Annotated in this window: 20 protein-coding genes and 1 tRNA gene; 13 read left to right on the forward strand and 8 right to left on the reverse strand. The window is 71.7% G+C overall.

The window, feature by feature from the left end:
- Positions 1–3 precede the first annotated feature (3 nt).
- Positions 4–2,799, reverse strand: coding sequence for a pyruvate dehydrogenase (acetyl-transferring), homodimeric type (aceE, locus tag AB5J73_RS23195; RefSeq protein ID WP_370972181.1), 2,796 nt, complete (start codon positions 2,797–2,799; stop codon positions 4–6).
- A 418-nt stretch (positions 2,800–3,217) separates the two neighbouring features.
- Here aceE and AB5J73_RS23200 point away from each other — a divergent pair, with 418 nt between their 5' ends.
- The 4 genes from AB5J73_RS23200 to fxsT all read left to right on the forward strand — a co-directional run bounded on the left by AB5J73_RS23200 (position 3,218) and on the right by fxsT (position 6,886).
- On the forward strand, positions 3,218–3,649 hold the full coding sequence (locus AB5J73_RS23200) for a DUF3052 domain-containing protein (protein WP_370972183.1): 432 nt from the start codon (positions 3,218–3,220) through the stop codon (positions 3,647–3,649).
- A gap of 72 nt (positions 3,650–3,721) precedes the next feature.
- A complete protein-coding gene (locus tag AB5J73_RS23205; RefSeq protein ID WP_370972184.1) occupies positions 3,722–4,186 on the forward strand; it encodes a peroxiredoxin in 465 nt (154 codons plus the stop codon).
- A gap of 43 nt (positions 4,187–4,229) precedes the next feature.
- A tRNA-Val gene (locus tag AB5J73_RS23210) sits at positions 4,230–4,304 on the forward strand.
- Between the two features lie 71 nt (positions 4,305–4,375).
- Positions 4,376–6,886: an FxSxx-COOH system tetratricopeptide repeat protein gene (gene fxsT, locus AB5J73_RS23215; RefSeq protein WP_370972186.1), complete on the forward strand. Its 2,511-nt coding sequence runs from the start codon at positions 4,376–4,378 to the stop codon at positions 6,884–6,886.
- 11 nt (positions 6,887–6,897) lie between these two features.
- Here fxsT and AB5J73_RS23220 read toward each other — a convergent pair whose 3' ends face one another.
- The gene (locus AB5J73_RS23220) at positions 6,898–8,337 is read right to left on the reverse strand and encodes an MFS transporter (protein WP_370972188.1); all 1,440 of its coding nucleotides are present in this window, start codon (positions 8,335–8,337) and stop codon (positions 6,898–6,900) included.
- A gap of 178 nt (positions 8,338–8,515) precedes the next feature.
- On the opposite strand from AB5J73_RS23220, the gene AB5J73_RS23225 reads away from it, so the two are divergent.
- From AB5J73_RS23225 to AB5J73_RS23245, 5 genes are read left to right on the forward strand one after another with little or no spacing between them, the layout of a single operon-like run.
- Complete coding sequence (locus AB5J73_RS23225) at positions 8,516–9,172, forward strand: TasA family protein (protein ID WP_370972190.1); 657 nt, start codon at positions 8,516–8,518, stop codon at positions 9,170–9,172.
- Between the two features lie 3 nt (positions 9,173–9,175).
- The gene (locus AB5J73_RS23230; RefSeq protein ID WP_370972192.1) at positions 9,176–9,718 is read left to right on the forward strand and encodes a hypothetical protein; all 543 of its coding nucleotides are present in this window, start codon (positions 9,176–9,178) and stop codon (positions 9,716–9,718) included.
- A gap of 10 nt (positions 9,719–9,728) precedes the next feature.
- Positions 9,729–10,250: a signal peptidase I gene (locus AB5J73_RS23235; protein WP_370972193.1), complete on the forward strand. Its 522-nt coding sequence runs from the start codon at positions 9,729–9,731 to the stop codon at positions 10,248–10,250.
- 38 nt (positions 10,251–10,288) lie between these two features.
- Positions 10,289–10,978 carry a response regulator transcription factor gene (locus AB5J73_RS23240; RefSeq protein ID WP_370972195.1) on the forward strand — a complete coding sequence of 230 codons (690 nt, stop codon included), beginning with the start codon at positions 10,289–10,291 and terminating at the stop codon, positions 10,976–10,978.
- A complete protein-coding gene (locus tag AB5J73_RS23245) occupies positions 10,975–11,337 on the forward strand; it encodes a response regulator (RefSeq protein WP_370972197.1) in 363 nt (120 codons plus the stop codon). Before AB5J73_RS23240 ends, AB5J73_RS23245 begins: the two co-directional genes overlap by 4 nt.
- Before the next feature lie 47 nt (positions 11,338–11,384).
- Here AB5J73_RS23245 and AB5J73_RS23250 read toward each other — a convergent pair whose 3' ends face one another.
- Positions 11,385–12,578, reverse strand: coding sequence for an ATP-binding protein (locus AB5J73_RS23250; RefSeq protein ID WP_370972199.1), 1,194 nt, complete (start codon positions 12,576–12,578; stop codon positions 11,385–11,387).
- Between the two features lie 72 nt (positions 12,579–12,650).
- Between AB5J73_RS23250 and AB5J73_RS23255 the strand changes: the two genes are divergently transcribed.
- The gene (locus AB5J73_RS23255) at positions 12,651–13,232 is read left to right on the forward strand and encodes a short chain dehydrogenase (protein ID WP_370972201.1); all 582 of its coding nucleotides are present in this window, start codon (positions 12,651–12,653) and stop codon (positions 13,230–13,232) included.
- A gap of 6 nt (positions 13,233–13,238) precedes the next feature.
- Here the strand turns inward: AB5J73_RS23255 and AB5J73_RS23260 are convergent, their stop codons facing one another.
- A complete protein-coding gene (locus AB5J73_RS23260) occupies positions 13,239–13,982 on the reverse strand; it encodes an SdrD B-like domain-containing protein (protein WP_370972202.1) in 744 nt (247 codons plus the stop codon).
- Between the two features lie 47 nt (positions 13,983–14,029).
- Positions 14,030–14,542, reverse strand: a complete 513-nt coding sequence (locus tag AB5J73_RS23265; RefSeq protein WP_370972204.1) for a carboxymuconolactone decarboxylase family protein — start codon at positions 14,540–14,542, stop codon at positions 14,030–14,032.
- 125 nt (positions 14,543–14,667) lie between these two features.
- Here AB5J73_RS23265 and AB5J73_RS23270 point away from each other — a divergent pair, with 125 nt between their 5' ends.
- Complete coding sequence (locus AB5J73_RS23270) at positions 14,668–15,132, forward strand: MarR family winged helix-turn-helix transcriptional regulator (RefSeq protein ID WP_160701237.1); 465 nt, start codon at positions 14,668–14,670, stop codon at positions 15,130–15,132.
- On the opposite strand, the gene AB5J73_RS23275 is transcribed toward AB5J73_RS23270, so the two are convergent.
- Both AB5J73_RS23275 and AB5J73_RS23280 read right to left on the reverse strand, forming a co-directional pair.
- Positions 15,129–15,545 carry a cupin domain-containing protein gene (locus AB5J73_RS23275; RefSeq protein WP_370972206.1) on the reverse strand — a complete coding sequence of 139 codons (417 nt, stop codon included), beginning with the start codon at positions 15,543–15,545 and terminating at the stop codon, positions 15,129–15,131. The genes AB5J73_RS23270 and AB5J73_RS23275 overlap by 4 nt on opposite strands.
- Positions 15,546–15,558: 13 nt before the next feature.
- Complete coding sequence (locus AB5J73_RS23280; RefSeq protein WP_370972208.1) at positions 15,559–17,046, reverse strand: AMP-binding protein; 1,488 nt, start codon at positions 17,044–17,046, stop codon at positions 15,559–15,561.
- Positions 17,047–17,077: 31 nt separating this feature from the next.
- On the opposite strand from AB5J73_RS23280, the gene AB5J73_RS23285 reads away from it, so the two are divergent.
- Both AB5J73_RS23285 and AB5J73_RS23290 read left to right on the forward strand, forming a co-directional pair.
- Positions 17,078–18,214, forward strand: coding sequence for an acyl-CoA dehydrogenase family protein (locus AB5J73_RS23285; RefSeq protein ID WP_370972210.1), 1,137 nt, complete (start codon positions 17,078–17,080; stop codon positions 18,212–18,214).
- A gap of 40 nt (positions 18,215–18,254) precedes the next feature.
- Positions 18,255–19,193, forward strand: coding sequence for an SDR family NAD(P)-dependent oxidoreductase (locus tag AB5J73_RS23290; RefSeq protein WP_370972212.1), 939 nt, complete (start codon positions 18,255–18,257; stop codon positions 19,191–19,193).
- On the opposite strand, the gene AB5J73_RS23295 is transcribed toward AB5J73_RS23290, so the two are convergent.
- Positions 19,190–20,359 carry an aminotransferase class V-fold PLP-dependent enzyme gene (locus tag AB5J73_RS23295; RefSeq protein WP_370972214.1) on the reverse strand — a complete coding sequence of 390 codons (1,170 nt, stop codon included), beginning with the start codon at positions 20,357–20,359 and terminating at the stop codon, positions 19,190–19,192. The two genes, AB5J73_RS23290 and AB5J73_RS23295, sit on opposite strands and share 4 nt — an antisense overlap.
- Positions 20,360–20,362 lie beyond the last annotated feature (3 nt).

Below are 20,362 nucleotides of genomic sequence, written 5' to 3' on the forward strand. Positions count from 1 at the left end.
AGGTCACGCGCTGCCGGAATCCGACGTCTGCGGCCCGGCGGCCGCGATGTCGTCGAGCCGGTACTTCGTGGCCGCTTCGAGGACCTTCGCCTGCTCGACCTCGCCGCGCTTGGCGAGGATCGACAGCGCGCCGACGGTGATCGACTCGGCGTCGATCAGGAACTTCCGCCGCGCCGCCGGCCGGGTGTCGGAGAACCCGAACCCGTCGGTGCCCAGCGTCAGCATGTCGGTCGGGACGTACGGGCGGATCAGGTCCGGCACCGCGCGCATCCAGTCCGACACCGCCACGACCGGCCCGTTCGCGCCCTGCAGCGCTTCGGTGACGTACGGCACGCGCGGCTCGCTGCCCGGGTAGAGCAGGTTGTCGTGGTCGATCTCGACGGCCTCGCGCCGCAGCTCGGTCCACGACGTCGCCGACCACACCGCGGCCCGCACGCCCCACTCCTCGGCCAGCAGCTTCTGCGCTTTGAGCGCGTCCGGCATCGTGACGCCCGAGACCAGGATCTGCACCTCCGGGCCGTCGCCTCCGGGGGCGTCGGCGTACTTGTACAGACCCTTCAGCAGGCCGTCGACGTCGAGGTTCTCCGGCTCGGCGGGCTGCTGGTACGGCTCGTTGTAGATCGTCATGTAGTAGAAGACGTTCTCGCCGTTGCCGTCCGGGCCGGTCTCGCCGTACATCCGGCGGAGGCCGTCCTTGATGATGTGCGCGATCTCGAACGACCACGCCGGGTCGTAGGCCACCGCGGCCGGGTTGGTCGCCGCCAGCAGCAGCGAGTGCCCGTCGGCGTGCTGCAGGCCCTCACCGGTCAGCGTGGTGCGGCCGGCGGTGGCGCCGAGGACGAACCCGCGGGCCATCTGGTCGGCGGCCGCGTAGAGGCCGTCACCGGTGCGCTGGAACCCGAACATCGAGTAGAAGATGTAGATCGGGATCATCGGCTCGCCGTGCGTCGCGTACGACGTGCCGACGGCGGTGAACGACGCGGTCGAGCCCGCCTCGTTGATGCCCTCGTGCAGCAGCTGGCCCTTCTCGGACTCCTTGTAGGCCAGCATCAGGCTCGCGTCGACCGAGGTGTAGGTCTGGCCGTGCGGGTTGTAGATCTTGGCGGTCGGGAACATCGAGTCGAGGCCGAAGGTGCGGGCCTCGTCCGGGATGATCGGGACGACGCGCTTGCCGATCTCGGAGTCCTTGGCCAGCTCGCGGACCAGCCGGACGAACGCCATCGTGGTGGCGACCTCCTGCTTGCCGGAGCCCTTCCGGATGCCTTCGTAGACCTTGTCGCCGGGCAGGACCAGGGCCTTGGCGGCCTTCGGGCGGCGTTCCGGCAGGAACCCGCCGAGCGCCTTGCGGCGGCCGATCATGTACTCGATCTCGGGCGAATTCGCGCCCGGGTGGTAGTACGGCGGCAGCTTCGGGTCGCGCTCGAGCTCCTCGTCGCTGATCGGGATCCGCTGCGAGTCGCGGAACAGCTTGAGGTCGTCGAGGGTGAGCTTCTTCATCTGGTGCGTGGCGTTGCGGCCCTCGAACGCCGGGCCCAGGCCGTAGCCCTTGATGGTGTGGGCCAGGATCACCGTCGGCTGGCCGTGGTGCTCCAGCGCCGACTTGTACGCCGCGTACACCTTGCGGTAGTCGTGGCCGCCGCGCTTGAGGTTCCAGATGTCGGCGTCGGAGAGGTCCTTGACCAGGTCCTTCGTCCGCGGGTCGCGGCCGAAGAAGTGCTCGCGGACGAACGCGCCGTCGTTGGCCTTGTACGTCTGGTAGTCACCGTCCGGGGTGACGTTCATCAGGTTGACCAGCGCGCCGTCGCGGTCGGCGTGCAGCAGCGAGTCCCACTCGCGGCCCCAGATCACCTTGATGACGTTCCAGCCGGCGCCGCGGAAGTACGACTCCAGCTCCTGGATGATCTTGCCGTTGCCGCGCACCGGGCCGTCGAGCCGCTGCAAGTTGCAGTTGATCACGAAGGTCAGGTTGTCGAGGCCCTCGCCGGCGGCGACGTGGATCAGGCCGCGGGACTCGGCCTCGTCCATCTCGCCGTCGCCGAGGAACGCCCAGACGTGCTGGTCGTCGGTGTTCTTGATGCCGCGGTCGCGCAGGTAGCGGTTGAACCGCGCCTGGTAGATCGCGTTCATCGGGCCGAGGCCCATGGACACCGTCGGGTTCTCCCAGAAGTCCGGCATCAGCCGCGGGTGCGGGTACGACGGCAGGCCGCCGCCCTCGCCGGCGTGGCTGTACTCCTGGCGGAACCCGTCGAGCTGCTGCTCGCTCAGGCGGCCCTCGAGGAACGCGCGGGCGTAGATGCCGGGGGAGGCGTGGCCCTGGATGTAGATCTGGTCGCCGCCGCCGGAGTGGTCCTTGCCGCGGAAGAAGTGGTTGAACCCGACCTCGTACAGCGCGGCCGAGGAGGCGTAGGTCGAGATGTGACCGCCGACGCCGACGCCGGGACGCTGCGCGCGGTGCACCATGATCGCCGCGTTCCAGCGGATGTAAGCGCGGTAGCGACGCTCGATCTCCTCGTCACCGGGGAACCACGGTTCGTTCTCGGTGGGGATCGTGTTGACGTAGTCCGTCGAGGTCAGGGCCGGGACGCCGACGTTCCGCTCCCGGGCCCGCTCGAGGATGCGCAGCATCAGGTACCGGGCACGCTGCTGCCCGCCCCTCGCCAGAGCCTCGTCGAAGGAGTCCAGCCACTCGGCGGTCTCCTCCGGGTCGATGTCGGGCAGGTGCGCCGCCAGTCCGTCACGGATGACGCGTACGCGTGCCGGGGTCTCCTTGCCGGAGGCGCCGTCGTTCTGCGGGGCCAAGGGGTCTCCTTGCGAAAAGTTGTAGCCGGTGGTGCTCGTGCGCGGGCGTGTACGACTCTCCATCGTCGTCTTCCGTCCCGGCTTCCGCACCGCTACTTGGCGGTAACATGGGCCGACCCGGTCGGGCCACTCCCCGCGCGCGGTGTATCGCGCGCGCGTTTTCTTCTCCCCCACCCTAGGGGACGGCCCCCGAAGGGGTGGCAGACCGGTCGCGCGAGGCACCCGAAACGCCGTCGCGGCGGGTCCCTCCCGGGCCGTATCCTGCGACACGAGTTGTCAAAGATCCGGTGTGGACGGTTGCGCGCGGAGCCCTACCAGTGTTCGCTATCGGCAACCGGGTAGCCGAGTGTGGCGGAGCCGTACCCTCCGGAGAGGGTGGGGAACGCCACGCTCCGTCGTAGTTGGAGGAGTGAAAGCAGTGGTCGCCGCGGGAGACGCTGATCAGAGCAGCGTCGCCGAGAGGCTCGGCATCAAGCCCGAGATGGTGGTCCAGGAGATCGGCTGGGACGAGGACGTCGACGACGACGTCCGCGCGGCGATCGAGGAGCAGATCGGCGGGGACATCCTCGACGAGGACGCCGACGAGGTCATCGACGTGGTGCTGCTGTGGTGGCGCGAAGACGACGGCGATCTCGGCGATGCGCTCATCGACGCCAGGGGCCCCCTGGAAGAGACCGGCGTGATCTGGGTGCTGACCCCGAAGACGGGACAGCCCGGGCACGTCGAGCCGAGCGAGATCGCCGAAGCGGTACCCGCCGTCGGACTGACCCAGACCGCCAACATGAGCGTGGGCGCGAACTGGATCGGCACCCGGCTGGTGTCCCCCAAGTCGAAGTCGAAGCAGCGCTGACCCGGCCCCGCCCGTCGGACACGATAGGGTTGTCGTCGCAGGCACGTGTCCGTACGGGAGAGGAAACGCGGTATGGCCGTCGAGGTCGGTTCTGAGGCCCCTGACTTCACGCTCAACGACTACAACAAGCAGCCGGTCCAGCTGTCCTCCTTCCGGGGTGACAAGCCGGTGCTGGTGGTCTTCTACCCGTTCGCGTTCAGCGGCATCTGCACCGGCGAGCTCTGTCAGCTCCGCGACGAGTTCGCCGACTACGACGGCAAGGGCGTCCAGGTACTGGGCGTCTCGGTCGACACGCCGTTCTCGCTGAAGGCGTGGGCCGACCAGGAGGGCTACCAGTTCCCGCTGCTGTCCGACTTCTGGCCGCACGGCGAGGTGGCTCGCGCTTACGGCGTGTTCAACGAGCAGGCCGGCTTGGCCGTTCGCGGGACGTTCCTGATCGACACCTCGGGTGTGGTCCGGTTCGCCGAGGTCAACGCACCGGGCGAGGCGCGTGACCAGCAGGGCTGGAAGAAGGCCGTCGCCGAACTGACGGCTTGAGTTTTCCCCGGCGGCGGTCCCCCGGTGGGGCCCGCCGCCGGCGGGGCGCATAGCTCAGCGGAAGAGCACTCGGCTTACACCCGAGCGGTCGCAGGTTCGAACCCTGCTGCGCCCACCACTTTCGCCGTAACGCCCGCGCAGACCGTGGAGACTGTTCCAGGGAGTCGGCTGCGTGAGGGGAGTGCGGCGGTGCCTGCCGAGGAACAAGCCCGGAAGCCGCCCCCGCGGCGGGTGTTCCTGAGCCACACGAGCGAGCTGGGCGAGCTGCCGGAGCCGCGCTCGTTCGCGGCGGCCGCCCAGGCGGCGGTGGCGGCGGCCGGGGACGCGGTGGTGGACATGGCCCACTTCACCGCCCGGGACGTGACACCCGAGCAGCTCGACCAGGAGAAGCTGGCCGACGCGGACGTGTACGTCCTGATCGCGGGTTTCCGCTACGGGATGCCGGTGCGGGACCGCCCGGAGGTCTCGTACACCGAGCAGGAGTTCCAGATCGCGACGGACGCCGGTCTGCCGCGCCTGGTGTTCGTGCTGGCGGAAGACACCGAGGGGCCGCCGGCGTTGTTCCGGGACCTGCAGTTCGGCGCCCGGCAGGAGGCGTTCCGGCGCCGGCTGCACGACAGCGGCGTGGCGGTCACGAAGGTGTCGTCGCCGGAGCAGCTGGAGACCAGGCTGCTGCAGGCGCTGACCGAGCTCGTCCGCCCGCGGCAGCTGTCGATGCCGGCGGGCCGGATCTCGAACATCCCGGCCCGGAGCGTGAGTTTCACCGGCCGCGACGAGCTGCTGACCGGGCTGCGGGCGGCGTTGTGCTCGGGGCGGCCTGCGGTGGTGCAGGCGCTGAACGGGATGGGCGGGGTCGGCAAGACCACCACCGCGATCGAATACGCGCACCGCTACGCCGACGAGTACGACGTGGCGTGGTGGGTGCCGTCGGAAGACCCGGGCCTGGTGGCCGGCCACCTGGCCGACCTCGCCCGCGCCTTGGACCTGGCCACCGGTCAAGATCCGCCTGCGGTCGCGTTGGCCCGGTTGCGCGGGGCGCTGCAATCGCGCGAGCGGTGGCTGCTGGTGTTCGACAACGCCGAAGATCCTTCCGCTCTGCGCCCGTTGCTGCCCGGTGGCGACGGGCACGTCATCATCACCTCCCGCAACCCCTCCTGGGACGACATCGGCGCCGCGCTACCGGTGCGGGAGTTCACCCGTGCGGAGTCGGTCCAGTTGTTCCACTCACGCTGTGACCAGCTCACCGAACCCGACGCCGACCGCATCGCCGAGGCCCTCGGCGACCTGCCCCTCGCCGTCGACCAAGCCGCACGACTCCTCGCGGCGACCGGCTGGACCGCCGACACCTACCTCGACCTGCTGGCCCGGCGCACCGACGAGCTCCTGGCTCGCCGGGAGGGCGGCGGCAGCTACCCCGTCTCGCTGGCCGCGGCCTGGGCGGTGTCGTTCGACCAGCTCGCCCGCGACCACCCCGCCGCGCTGAACACGCTCACCGTGGTGGCCTGGCTGGCTCCCGAACCCGTGCCCCTCACCTTGCTCACCTATCAGGACGGCGATGCCGGAGCCGCAGCACGCGACCCGCTGGCTTTCGCCGACATCACCACGATCCTGCGCACCCACGGGATGGCCGAAGTCACCACGACGACCATCCAGCTCCACCGCGTCCCCGCCGCACTACTGCGAGCTCGCACCCGCCGCGACAACACCGCGGAAGACGACCAGGACGCCAGCTGGCCGGTCACCGTCGTCCGGCTGCTGGACGCCGGCCTCCCCGACAACCCTTGGAACAATCCGCCAAGCTGGCCGCAGTGGCGGGTGCTCGTGCCACATCTGCTCGTCGGGTGCGATCCCGAGCGCGCTTGGCAACCGGTCGCAAAGAAAGTCGGCCACCTGCTGGACCGCCTTGCTTCCTATCTCCAGACCCGGGGGGACCCTCGGGCCGCGCTGCCGTTGTTCCAGCGTGCTTACACCCTTCGCAGAGAGCTCCTCGGCGACGACGACCCCGGCACCCTCACGTCCGTCCACAACTTCGCCGTCGCCTTGAAGGACCTGGGTGAGACCGAACGGGCTCGCGACCTGCACGAGGACACCCTGGCCAGGATCAGGCGCATTCTCGGCCACGACCACCACGACACCCTCATCACCGCCCACAACCTCGCCGCCGACCTCACCGCGCTGGGTGAACACCAGCGTGCTCGTGACCTCCACGAGGACACTCTCGACCGCTCAAGGCGCGTTCTGGGCGACGATCACCCCACCACGCTCGGTTCCGTCATCCAGCTCGCCTCCAACCTCAGATCGCTGGGCGAGTACCAGCGTGCTCGCGACTTGCACGAGGAAACGTTCGCTCGTTCCAGGCGGGTTTTGGGCGACGATCACCCCGACACCTTCGTCGCTTCCAACCACTTCGCGGCCGACCTCAGGGAACTGGGTGACTACCGGCGGGCCCGTGACCTGGACGAGGACACGTTCGCTCGTTCGAAGCGGGTTCTGGGCGAGGATCATCCCGACACCCTCGCCTCCGCCAGCTTCCTCGCCAGCGATCTCAGAGGGTTGGGTGACTACCGGCGGGCTCGTGAACTGGATGAGGACACGTTCTCCCGCCGCAAACGCGCCCTGGGTGCCGATCACCCCGACACCCTCGCCTCCGCTGCCTGGCTCGTCGCCTACCAAGGCGATGGCGAGGACACACCGGAATGATTCGCGGGCGCTCATTCCGCCATCGCGGGTTCCGGGACAGGGGCCGAGCGCATCGCTCGCACCAGCACCGCCAGTCCCGTGAACAGGATCGCCGCGATCACGCCCGTTACGTTCAGCGCCGTCGTGAACGCTTCCTTCGCCTGGGCCGCCAGGTCCGGGTGCGTGACGTCCACGGCGAGCGTGGAACCGGCCGGGAAGACGCCGTGGTAGACGGCTGTCGCGGTCAGGCCGATCAGGGCCAGGCCCAGGGAGCCGCCCAGGTAGTTGCCCGTGTCGGCCATCGATGCCGCCGAACCCGCGCGCTCCGGGGGGACCGAACCCATCACCAGGCCGATGCCCAGCGCGAACAGTGGGCCGGTGCCCAGGGTCAGGATCGCGATGGCCACCATCACCAGGGCCGGGCCGTGGGTGAAGACCAGCAGGAGGCTGCCCGCCGCCGAGATGAGCAGGCCGCCGGCGATGGCTGTGGCCGGGGGTAGCCAGCGGATCAGGGTGGGGGCCGTCATCGTGCCCACCGCCACGCCGAGGCCCATCGGGGCGAACAACACCGCCGACAGCAGCGGGGAGTAGCCCAGGACGCTCTGCAGGTACTGCGTGACCAGCAGGCCGACGCCCGCCATCGCGACGCCCGCGAACACCAGGGCCACCAGGACCGCCGTGAACGGGCGGTTGCGGAACAGGCGCAGGTCCAGCAGCGGGGACGCCGTCGTCAGCTGGCGGTGGGTGAAGGCCGTGCCGAGAAGCGCGCCGGCGGCGATCGCGGCCAGGGGCAGCGGCAGCGAGCCCGTGGTCAGCTGCTTGAGGCCGAACACGATCAGCAGCACCGCGGCCAGGGAGAGCGCGACGCCGGGGAGGTCCAGGCGGCCGGACGCCGGGGCACGGAACTCCGGGAGCAGGAACGGGCCGGCCGCCAGCAGGACCGCCACCGCCGGGACGGCGACCAGGAACACCGAGCCCCACGCGAAGTGCTGGAGCAGGAAGCCGGCGAACACCGGGCCGGCCGCGCCGCCCGCGAACTGGCAGGTGGCCCAGATCGAGATGGCCGTTCCGCGCTGGCGGTCGTCGCGGAACATGTTCGTGATCAGTGCCAGCGTCGACGGCATCAGGGTCGCGCCGGCGACGCCGAGGGCGCCGCGGACCACGATGAGCATCTCCGGGCTCGTCGAGAACGCCGCGACGATCGAGAGGATCCCGAAGGCCGCGCCGCCGGTGAGCAGCAGCCGTCGGCGGCCGATGCGGTCGCCGAGGGTGCCCATCGTGATCACGAACCCGGCGACCACGAAGCCGTAGCTGTCGGTGATCCACAACTGCTCGGTGGCGCTCGCCCCGAGGTCGGCGCTGAGCTGCGGCAGCGCGAGGAACAGCGAGGTCATGTCCATCGCGACGAGCAGGGTGGGCAGCACGAGCACCGCCAGGCCCAGCCACTCCCGCCGTCCGGCAGGCTTGTCCATTTCGACTCCTTCTCGGTGGTTCGAACACCAGGGGGTCGGAGCCGTCGGGCAGGACCGGACACGGGCGCGGAAGTTTCTTGAGGCGATCTTGAGGAACGGCGGAGGGACGCCGGAGGTCCGGGCCCGAACCTGGTTCCAGCGCACCACACCGGGTGGTGCCCGCCGGACAAGGACCGCCATGGCCGACCACGCCCTCCCCGCCCGCCGCCGCTCCCCGTGGCGCCCCGTCGCCCTCGCCGTCGTCGGTGGCTCCGTCCTCTTCGCGATGGGTGCCGGCGTCTGGGCGACGCTCTCGGCCACCGCCGCGAACGTGACGCCCGAGACGATCAGCAGCGGCACCCTCAAGCTCACCCTCGCGGCCAACGGCGCCGGGTTCGACCAGGCCATCGCCAACCTCGCGCCGGGCGACACCGTCAACCGCTACGTCGACCTGACCAGCGGCGGCAGCCTCGACGCCCAGGCGCTGACCATGCAGGTCGCCGCCACCGGCTCGGGCGCGCTCGTCACCGACGGCGCCACGACGAAGGCGCTGCGGGTCACGGTCAAGCAGTGCCCGGGCACCTGGAACACCTCGACCGGCGCGTGCAGCGGCGGCACCGCGACGACGCTGCTCCCGGCGACCGCGCTGAGCGGCCTGAGCAGCGCCCAGTCGCTGATCGCCGGTGCGGTGGCCGCGGGTTCCGTCTCGCACCTGCAGGTCTCCGTGCAGCTGCCGGACCAGGCCGAGACGACGGTCAACGGCGCGCTGCCGACGTCGACCATCCAGGGCCTGACCGCGAACCTGACCTACACGTTCGCCGAGACGCAGCGCTCGGCCACCACCACGAACTCCTGAGCCGTGCGCCGGTCCTGGTCCGTGCGGGCGGCGGCCGTCACCGCGACGGCCGCCGCGCTGTCCGCCGTGCCCGCCACCGCCGGCGCGGCCGGTCTCGCCACTGCCGCCGACGCGGTCCGCGCGACGACGGTGACGTGGTCGGCGGTGCTGGCCGACAGCTCGGGCGCGGTCCAGACCGGCAAACCGCTCACCGTCTCGTGGGGACTGTTGGACACCGCGCCGCGCTACGCGTCGGTCCGCAACAACGGCACGGTCGCGCTGGCGGGGGAGACCTACGCGGTCGCCGTCACCGGCGGGTTCCTCCCGGCGGGCGTCCGCCTGGACGCGTGCGCCGGCGGCACCTGGTCGGGCGGCACGTGCCCGGGCACGGTCGTCGCGCTGTCGGACTCGGCCGCGGGCTCGTCGTCCGTCGCCCGCGCGCTCGCGGTCGGCGACCAGCTGAGCCTGCGGATCGCGCTCACCGGCACCGGGGTCACGACCACGGCGACGGTCGGCGTCTCCGTGTCCCGCACCCAGATCCGCGCCGCCACCACCACGAACTCGTAGGAGCCACCCCATGGTCACCACCGCGCCCGCCCCCGGACGGCACCGCACGAGCCGCCCGCCGCGCCGGCTGCCGGGCGTGCTGCTCGGGCTGGTCGCGGTGCTCGCCGTCGCCGGTGCGGTCGCGGTCTTCGTGCTCCGGATCGGGTTCGCGCCCGTGCTGTCGCCGAGCATGGAGCCCGGGTTCGCGCCGGGAGACCTGCTCGTCACCCGTCAGGTGGACGCCCGATCGGTGGATATCGGCGACGTCGTCGTGCTGCCCCGCCCGGACGCGCCGGGGGAGCGGTACGCCCACCGCGTCGTCGAGGTCGACCGGTCGCAGGCCGAGCCGCGGGTGCGGACGAAGGGCGACAACAACGCCGACGCCGACCCGCAGCGCCTGCGCATCACGTCATCGACGGTGCCCGTGGTCGCCGGGCACGTGCCGTGGATCGGGCGGGTGGCGCTGCTCGGCCAGTACAGCGGGGTGCGCGTCGCGGTGATCGTGTTCGCCGGGCTTTGCCTGCTCGTCGCGGCGAAGCGGGCGCTGTGGTGAAGCTGCTGACCCGCCGCCGGGCCGTCACAATCGCGATCATGGCGAAGGTTCTGGTGGTGGAGGACACCGACAGCATCCGGGAAGTCGTCGAGCTCGCGCTGGACGACGCCTGCTTCGACGTGCGCACCGCCGCCGACGGCGACCGCGCGCTGGCCGAGCTGCGGGCGTGGGACCCGGACGTGGTCGTGCTCGACCTGAACATCCCCGGCCCGGACGGCCTCGAGGTGTGCCGTCGGCTGCGCGGGTTTTCCGAGGCCTACGTCGTCATGCTCACCGCGAAGTCCGACGAGGTCGACAAGCTGGTCGGGCTGGCCAGCGGCGCCGACGACTACCTGACGAAGCCGTTTTCGCCCCGCGAGCTGGTGGCGCGGATCCAGGCGATGCTGCGGCGGCCGCGTTCGTTCGGTGCCGTCCCGGTCGTCGCGGGCCGCTTGGTCGGACCGGTCCGCATCGACGTCGAAGCCCGGGACGTGACGGTTTCGGGTGCGCACGTCGAGCTGACCCGGATCGAGTTCGAGCTGCTGGACGCGCTCACCGAAAACGTCCGCGCGGTGTGCAGCCGCGAGGCGCTGCGCCGCCGGGCGTGGGGCGAGAGCTGGCTGGCCGACGACCACGCCGTCGACGTCCACCTGTCCAACCTGCGCCGCAAGCTGGCGGCGGCGGGCGCGCCGGGTCTGATCGCGACGGTGCGCGGGGTCGGCTACCGGATCGACCGGGGTGTCCGGTGACGCGCACGGTCCTGGTGGTCGACGACGACCCGGACGTGCGGGAGGTCCTGAGCCTGGCGCTGAGCGCCTTTTCGGACTGGCGCGTGGAGACGGCGGCGGGCGGCGCCGAGGCGGTGCTGCGGTGCGGCTCCGGCGGGGTGGACGCGGTCGTGCTGGACGTGGAGATGCCGGGCTACGACGGCCGCCGCACGTTGCTCGAACTCCGGGCGGCGCACGCGGCGCTGCCGGTCGTGTTCCTGACGGCGGCCGCGGACACGACGGGCTTGGCGGAGCTGGGGGCGCTCGCGGTGCTGGCGAAGCCGTTCGACCCGCTGGGCATCGGCACGCGGCTGGCGGGTCTGCTGCGCTGGGACGGCTGAGGCTGACTGGCTGCGCCGGGTCGGCGAGTTGTCCTCAGGCCGCCGGGCTACCACCAGGCTTGTTCGGTGTCCGGGCCCGCGGAGGGCAAGCGGACCGTGAACGCACTGCCGCCGCCCTGCGCCGCGCTCGCGCGGACCGTGCCGCCGTGGGCTTGGACGATTCCGCGGGTGATCGCCAGGCCCAGGCCCGCGCCCCCGGTGGGGGCGCCGGCCTGGGCGAACGGCTCGAAGATGCGCTCTTCCTCGCCCGGGGGTACGCCGGGGCCGTGGTCGCGGACCGAGACCTCGGCCCACGTCCGGTCGTCGCGGGCGCCGACCGTGATGGCCGTGCCTTCCGGGGCCACCGCCGCCGCGTTGGCCAGGAGGTTCGTGAACACCTGGACCAGGCGGTCGGCGTCGCCGCGGACCGGGCCCGTCTCGCCCGCGCGCTCGATGCGGACACCCATTCGCTCGGCCGCACCTTCGACGCTGTCCACCGCGCTCTCCAGCACCCCCGCCATGTCCACATCGGACAGCCGGAGGCGCAGCCTGCCGCCCTGCAGACGGGTCAGGTCGAGGACGTCGTTGGACAGCCGGATCAGCCGGTCGGTGTTCTTCGCCGCGATCGCCACCAGGCGGGCGGCGCGCTCGCCGAGTTCGCCGAAGCGGCCGGAGCCGACCAGCTCCAGCGAGCCGTGGATCGACGTCAGGGGCGTCCGCAGCTCATGGCTGACCAGCGAGACGAGCTCCTCGCGCACCTCACGGGCGCGGTTCGCGTCCCGCCGCGCCTGGACGACCGACACCTCCAGCTCGACCCAGTGCGCGAGGTCCCGCAGCCGGCCGCGTTCGGCCGCGGTCAGGCGCCGCGGCTCGCGGTCGATCACGCACAGCGTCCCGGCCTTGTGCCCGGACGGCGTGGTCAACGGCTGCCCGGCGTAGAACCGGATGTACGGCGGCCCCGTCACCATCGGGTTGTCGGCGAAGCGCGGGTCCAGGTGGGCGTCCGGGATCTCCATCAGGTCGTCGCGTTCGATGGCCCGGGCGCAGAACGAAACGCTGCGCGGGGTTTCCCGCTCGTCGAGCCCGGCGCAGGACTTGAACCACTGCCGGTCCAGCTCCACCAGCGACACCAGCGCGATCGGCACGCTGAAGGTGTGCTGGGCGAGCCGGGTGATCCGGTCGAACCGTTCTTCGCTGGGGGTGTCGAGCAGGTCGAGCGCGCGCACGGCGGCGACCCGCGCCAGCTCCGCGTCCCCGTCCACGGCCTCAGTATCGAAGCGCGCGACCCCGCTGTCCTGCCGGCGACCCGATCAGGTGACGGTAGCGTCGGCGGGGTGAAGATCATCGTGCTGGGCGCGACCGGGCTCGTCGGGCGGGCCGTCGTCGCCGCGCTGGAGCCGCGTCACGACGTAGTCCGGGTCTCGCGGACGTCCGGGGTCCGGGCCGACCTGGGTGCTCCCTCCTCTCTCGACGCGGTGCTTTCCGCGGGGGCCGATGCCGTCGTGTGCTGCGCCGCCAACGTGCCGCTGCGGGCACTCGCCGACCTGACCGACGAGCAGGTGCTCGACGACCTGCGCGGCAAGCTGCTCGGCCAGGTCGCCCTCGCCCGGCGCGCTGCCGGGCACCTGACCGACGGTGGCTCGATCACGCTCACCGGCGGCACGTTCACCGAGCCGATCCCCGGCAGCGGGCTCGGCGCGCTGGTGAACGCCGGGCTCGAGGGGTTCGTCCGGTCGGCCGCCGCGGAGCTGCCGCGGGGCCTGCGGATCAACCTCGTGAGCCCGGGGTGGATCAGCGAAACCCTTGAGGCGATGGGCGAAGACGGTGCCGGCGGGACACCGGTGGCGGCCGTCGCCGAGGCCTACCGCGACCTCGTCGAAGGGGACGCCACCGGCACCACCGTCGTTCCCCGGTAGCCCGGCTCAGCGGGGTACGAAGCCCACGTCGTTGTTGGGCTCGTACTGGAACGGCCAGACCGGCATCGGATCGGTCGACAGCGTGCTTCCCAGGCCGCCGTGGAAGTCCGAGTCCAGGTACCACTCCGTGCCCGCGTGGAACTTCGTCGCCGTCAGGCCCGGTGGGGGCGTGGTCCGCAGCTTGTACGTACCTTGCGGGATGTCTTCGAAGTAGTAGTCCTCGCCGTTCGTCGTGGTCACCGTGCGGTTCAGCAAACCCTCGTACGCGCTCGGACCCACCAGCGAGATCTGCGTTTCGCGCCGGGGTTCGGTGCTCTGGCGGATCCCGTCGCCGTTCGTGTCGTCCCAGGCGCGGCCATGGAGGCGGCCGCCGATCTGCGCGAATTCGTCGTACCCGGACCAGTACTGCTCGGTCAGCGTCCGGTCGTGGGTGTTCGAGCTGATCGACCGGTAGCCGTCGTCGACCCCGAGGATCCGGTAGTCGCCCAGGGGCAGGCCGGTGAACGAGTACTTCCCTTGGGCGTCGGTGAAGGTCACGTAGTCGGTCGCCGGGGTGATCAGGTGCGCGACGACCTTGGCGCCCGCGCGGCCGGGGTCGCCCGGGTCGTGCTGGAAGTCGCCGTCGCGGTCGAACCAGACCAGTCCCTCCAGCTCCCCGATGTCCGCGGCCGCCGCGGCCGGCCCGGCCAGCACCCCCGTCAGCACCGCGGCCACGGCCCCCAGAGCAGCCGCTCTTCGCCGGAACTCCATGGTGGATCCCCCTTCTCGGGCGGCCCCTCGCCGCCGGTGGGAGGAAGCTACCGCGAGGCACCGACAGTTTCGGAATCCCAGGCGTGAGCTGCGAAAGCTTCGTCCAGCGGCGCCTGGATCAACCGGTTCGCGTACGTCGAAACCGTGTACGTCCCGATCCCCAGCACCACCTCCAGCGCGTTCCGCGGGGTGAACCCGGCCTCGACGAACGCGGCCAGCGACGAAGGCGGGACGTCGCCCGTCGTGTCCATCACGGTCAAGGCGAACCGCCGCAGCGCCTCGAGCCGCGCGGACGGCAGCGGAGCCTGCGCACGCAACGCCGTCACCAGCTCGGGCGGCGCCGAAAGGCCTTCCAGCGAGGCCGTGTGCATCGCGACGCAGACGTGGCAGCCGTTGCGCGTGGCCACCGTCATGACCAGGGTTTCCCGCTCCAGCGCCGTCAGCGTCGTGGCTTCGAAGATCGCGTTCAGCTTGAGGAACCCGTTCAGCGTCTCCGGCGACGTCGCCATCCGGGCGACGGCCGCCGGGACGTGGCCGAACTTCTTCGCGGTGGCCGCCATCGTCGGGCGCGCGGCCGGGGGTGCAGACTCCGGGGTGTGATCGGGGAACAAGGCGCCTCCAGAGGTAGGATCGACAACGTGGTTGTCGAAACCGTAAACCTGGTTGTCGAAAAGGGCAAGGGGTAATGGCCGAACCGCCCGGCTACGAGCTGCCCTTCCTGCTCTTCGGCGGCTTCCGCACGCTCATCGACCGCCTGCACGCCGAGCTCGCGCGCCGCGGCCACCCGGACGTCCGCCCGTCGTACGGGTTCGCCATGCAGGCCATCGGCGTCCAGGGCGCGACGGCGTCGGAGATCGGGCGTCGCCTCGGCGTGTCCAAGCAGGCGGCGGGCAAGACCGTCGAACGCCTGGAAGCACTCGGGTACGCCGAGCGCGCCGACGACCCCGCCGACGCGCGCCGCAAGATCGTGCGGCTCAGCGCGCATGGCGTCGACGCGCTCACGAAGTCGGCGGAAATCTTCGACGACCTGCGCGCGGAGTGGGCGCGCGCGGTCGGCGCCGAGCGGATCGGCGCGCTCGAAGCCGACCTGCGCAAGGTCGTCGGGCCCGCGGCCTACCGGCTGGACGCCGCGGGGTGGTTCACGAGCTAGAAGCCGCAGCCCGGGTCCGGCGCGTCCTCCGACAGCGGGCTGCCCGCCGGCAGCACGTACAGGACCTCCAGCACCAGCGGGGTCGACCCGAGGTTGCGGCCGATGTGCACCTGGTCGGGCTTTTCGCTGAACGCGCGCCCGGTGCCGAAGACGCCGTCGAGGCTGCAGTCGGCCAGGTTGTGCGTCAGCGTCCCGGCCTTCACGTACGCGTAGAGCGTGCCGTCGTGGAAGTGCCAGCCGGTGTAGCCGCCGGGCTGGATGGTGATCTCCCGCAGCGTGTAGTCGGTCTTGCCGACGGTCTTCTGGGCCAGGATCGTCCCGGCGACGCCGCTGCCGGGCGTCGCGGACGCCGTCCCGGGCAGCAGTGCGGCGGCGAGTGCCGTGGCGGCGATGATCGTGCAGGTCTTGCGCATCGGGCGGTACTCCTCACGACGGGCGCAGGGTGCGCCGCATCATCTTGCCCGATTCGGTGCGCGGCAGGCGATCGGTGAAGTCGAACCGCTTCGGCGTCTTGAACCCCGCCAGCGCCGCCCGGCAGTGCTCGGCCAGCCGCGCGGCCAGGTCGTCGCCGGGGGAGACCCCGGGGACCGGCTCGACGACGGCGATCACGCGCTGCCCCCATTCGTCGTCCGGCTCGCCGATCACCGCCACGTCGGCGACGTCGGGGTGCGTGAGCAGCCGCGCCTCGACTTCGGCCGGGTAGATGTTGACGCCGCCGGAGAGGATCAGGTCGGTCCGGCGGTCGAGCAGGAAGACGCGGCCTTCGCCGTCGCGGTACCCGAAGTCGCCGACGGTGATGAACTCGCCCGACCGGTTCGCCGCGGTCTTCTCCGGGTCGCCGAGGTAGTCGAGCGCGGTGTGGGCGGAGCTGAACCAGATCGTGCCCGGCTCGCCGCCGGGCACCTCGGCGCCGTCGTCGTCGAGGACCTTCAGGCGCACACCGGTCAAGGGCAGGCCCACGGTGCCCGGCGCGGCCAGCCACCCGGTCGCCGTGACGCCGCAGATCAGCCCCTCCGAAGCGCCGTAGTACTCGTGCACCACCGGGCCGAGCCACTCGATCATCCGCTCCTTGACCTCGCGCGGGCAGGGCGCCGCGCCGTGGATCACGCTCACCAGGCTCGAAAGGTCGTACCGCGCGCGGACGTCTTCGGGCAGCCGCAGCATCCGGTGGAACATGGTCGGGACGAGGTGGGTGCTCGTGACGCGGTGCCGTTCGACCAGCCGCAACGTCTCTTCGGCGTCGAAGCGGTCCATCAGCACCGCGCTGTGCCCGAGGTGCATCGCGTTGACGGCGAACGAACCGGGCGCGGCGTGGTAGAGCGGGCAGGCCACCAGGTGCACCCCCGGCCCCGGGAGCACGCCGAACATCGCCAGCAGGTCGCGGTGGATCGGGTGCAGCGACGGCGGGTTCCCGCTCAGCGCGCGCCGGACGCCCTTGGGCCGCCCGGTGGTCCCCGACGTGTAGAGCATCGTCTGGCCCGCGGTCCGCGGCTCGGGCGGCGTCGACGGCTCGTCCGCGCCCCAGGACGCGTAGTCGCCCCAGCCCCCGGCCGGGCCGATCGAGAACCTCGGCACGTCGAGGTCGCACTCCCGCGCGATGGCCGCCTCCGCGACGACGACCCGGGCGCCGCTGTTCGCCACCACGTAGGCGATTTCGGCCGGCGAGGACCGGTGGTTGACCGGCGTGAAGTACATCCCGGCCTGCAGCGTCGCGAACAGCAGCTCGAAGTACGGGAGTCCGTTGTGGACGATCGCGACGACGCCGTCGCCGGGGCCGAGCGCGAGCCGGTGCAGCGCGTGCGTCAGCCGGTTCGCCCGCGCGGCCAGCTCGCCGAAGGTCGCGGCGGTCCCGTCGGGCGCGAGCACCGCGAGCCGGTCCGGGTGCTGCTCGGCGACGTCGAAGAAGGTGCTCACGCGCCGCACGCTACCGGGTACCGTGCGACGCATGGACGCGGACGTTTTCGGGCAGGTTCTCGGCGCGGTGCGGGAGTTCGTGCGCAAGGAGGTCGTGCCGCGCGAGGCGGAGATCGACGAGCACGACGAGATCCCGGCCGAAATCCGGGACAAAGCCGCCGAACTGGGCCTGTTCGGCTGGGCGCTGCCGGAGGAGTACGGCGGCCTGGGCCTCGCCATGGCCGAAGACGTCCGGCTGGCGATCGAGCTCGGCTGGACGACGCCCGCGTTCCGGTCCCTGTTCGGCACCAACAACGGCATCGCCGGCCAGGCGATCGTGCACTACGGGACGCCGGACCAGCGCACCCGCTGGCTGCCGCGGCTGGCCGCCGGGCAGGCGGTCGCCTCCTTCGCGCTCACCGAAGCCGAGGCCGGATCGGACCCGGGTGGCCTGACCAGCCGCGCGGTCCGCGACGGCGACCGCTACCGGCTCTCGGGCACCAAGCGGTTCATCACGAACGCGCCGCTCGCCGAGGTCTTCGTCGCCTTCGCGCGCACCGACCTCGACAGCACCGGCAGCCGCGGCATCTCGGCGTTCCTGGTCCCCGCCGGCGCGAACGGCGTCACGGTCGGCCCGCACGACACCAAGATGGGCCAGGCCGGCGCGTGGACGTCGGAGGTGGTCTTCGACGACGTCGAGCTGCCGGCCGACGCGCTGGTCGGCGAAGAGGGCAAGGGCTTCGGCATCGCGATGGCCTCGCTCGCCCGCGGCCGGCTGCACATCGCGGCGCTGTGCGTCGGCATGGCCGAGCGCGCGCTCGCCGAAGCCGTCGAGTACGCGCGGACCGCACGCCAGGGCGGCCAGGTGATCGGGGAGTACCAGCTGGTCCAGGCACTGCTCGCGGAGTCGCACGCGGAGCTGGCGGCCGGTCGCGCGATGGTGCACGAGGCGGCCGCGAAGTACGACTCCGGCGAGGACCGCAAGCTCGGCCCGTCGTCGGCGAAGCTGTTCTGCACGGAGATGCTCGGCCGGGTCGCCGACCGCGCGGTGCAGGTGCACGGCGGCATGGGGTATGTCCGCGGGGTGCCGGTCGAGCGGATCTACCGGGACGCGCGGCTGTTCCGCATCTACGAGGGCACCAGCGAGATCCAGAAGCTCGTGATCGCGCGGCAGCTGCTCAAGGGCTGAACTTGCGCTGGAGTTCACTCCAGCTCTTACGGTCGTTGACATGACCACCGCACAGCACAAGATCGGCTCCGGGTTCGGCGCCGAAAGCACCGCCGCCGAGGTCGTCGCGGGGATCGACCTGACCGGCAAGCTCGCGATCGTCACCGGCGGCTACTCGGGCATCGGCCTCGAGACGACCCGCGCGCTGACGGCGGCGGGCGCGCACGTCGTCGTCCCGGCCCGCCGCCCTGAGACGGCCGAAGAAGCGTTGCGGGGCTTCGAAAACGTCGAGGTCGGCGAACTCGACCTGGCTGACCTCGGCAGCGTCCGCGCGTTCGCCGAGCGTTTCGTCGCTTCGGGCCGGGGGATCGACGTCTTCATCGGCAGCGCCGGGATCATGGCGCTGCCGGAGACCCGCGTCGGACCGGGCTGGGAGGCGCAGTTCGCGACCAACCACCTCGGCCACTTCGCCCTGGTGAACCGGCTCTGGCCGGCTTTCGCCGACGGCGCCCGCGTCGTTTCCGTGTCCTCGCGCGGCCACCACTACGGCCCGGTGCGCTTCGACGACCTCGAATTCCGGCAGGGCTACGACAAGTGGGTCGCCTACGGCCAGGCGAAGACCGCGAACGTTCTCTTCGCGGTGCAGCTCGACAAGCTCGCCCGGGACCGCGTGCGCGCCTTCGCCCTGCACCCGGGCCGGATCCTGACCGACCTCGTCCGCCACCTCGACCGGCAGGAGCTGATCGACGCCGGGATGGTGGACGCCGACGGCCGGGTCACCGGCGGCGCGAAGACCCCGGAGCAGGGCGCCGCGACGCAGGTGTGGGCGGCGACGTCCCCGCAGCTCGACGGCCTCGGCGGGCTCTACCTCGAGGACTGCGACGTCGCGGAACCCGCGGGTGACGTGCGGGCCGGGGTCAAGGACTACGCGCTCGACCCGGTGCTGGCCGAGCGCCTGTGGACGGTGTCGGCCGAGCTCACCGGCGTCAACGCCTTCTAGAGCTTCTCGACCTGCCGCACCAGCAGGTCGATCTCGTCCTCGGTGTTGTAGTAGTGCACCGAAGCGCGGAGCAGGTCCGGCAGGTCGCGCGCGGTGAAGTCGTACTGCGCCGACGTCCGCGACGACACCGACGTGTTGATGCCGGCTTCGGCCAGCCGCGCCTTGAGCTCCTTGGCCGGCGTGCCGTCGACGGTGAAGGTGACGATGCCGCAGCGGCGGGCGCCGATGTCGTGCACGTGGGCGCCGGCTTCGGTGAGCCGTTCGCGCAGGGTGGCGGCCAGTGCGGTGACGCGCGCTTCGATGGCGGGCAGGCCCCAATCGAGCGCGTAGTCGATCGCGGCGCCGAGGCCGAGGACGGCGGCGAAGTCCTTCTCCCACACCTCGAAGCGCTTGGCGGTCGGGTCGACGACGTACTCCGACGGCGACGTCCAGCTCGCCGAGTGCAGGTCGAGCATCGCCGGCTCCAGCCGGTCCCGCAGCCGGGGGTGCGCGTAGAGGAAGCCCGTGCCGCGCGGGCCGCGCAGGTACTTGCGGCCGGTCACCGACAGCGCGTCGCACTTCAGGCGGGAGACGTCGAGGTCGAGCTGGCCCGCCGACTGGCAGGCGTCGAGCAGGAACGGGATGCCGGCGGCCTCGGCGATCGCGCCGATCTCCTCGGCCGGGTTCACCAGGCCGCCCTGGGTGGGCACGTGGCTGACGGCGATCAGCTTGACGTCGCCGCCCACGCGCCGGCGCAGCTCCTCGACGTCCAGCTGCCCGGAGCCGTCGTCGCCGATCACCTCGACGACCGCGCCCGTGCGCTTCGCGACCTGCAGGAACGCGATGGCGTTGCTCGCGTACTCCGCGCGGGAGGTGAGGATCCGGTCGCCGGGACCGAACGGCAGCGCGTAGAACACCGCCTGCCACGAGCGCGTCGCGTTGTCGGTGAGCGCGATGTCGTCGGGTTCGGCGCCGACCAGCCGCGCCGCGGACGCGTACACGGCGTCGAACCGGTCCGACGCCTCGGCGATCGCTTCGTACCCGCCGGTCAGCGCCTCGTGGCGCAGGTAGTCGACGACCGTGTCGGTCACGACGGACGGCGGGAGCGCGGAGCCCGCGTTGTTGAGGTGGACAACTTCGGCGCAGCCGGGGGTCTCACGGCGTGCGCGTTCGACGTCGAAGGCCATACC

The sequence above is a fragment of the Amycolatopsis sp. cg9 genome (assembly GCF_041346945.1).
In the GTDB taxonomy this organism is placed as follows: Bacteria; Actinomycetota; Actinomycetes; order Mycobacteriales; family Pseudonocardiaceae; genus Amycolatopsis.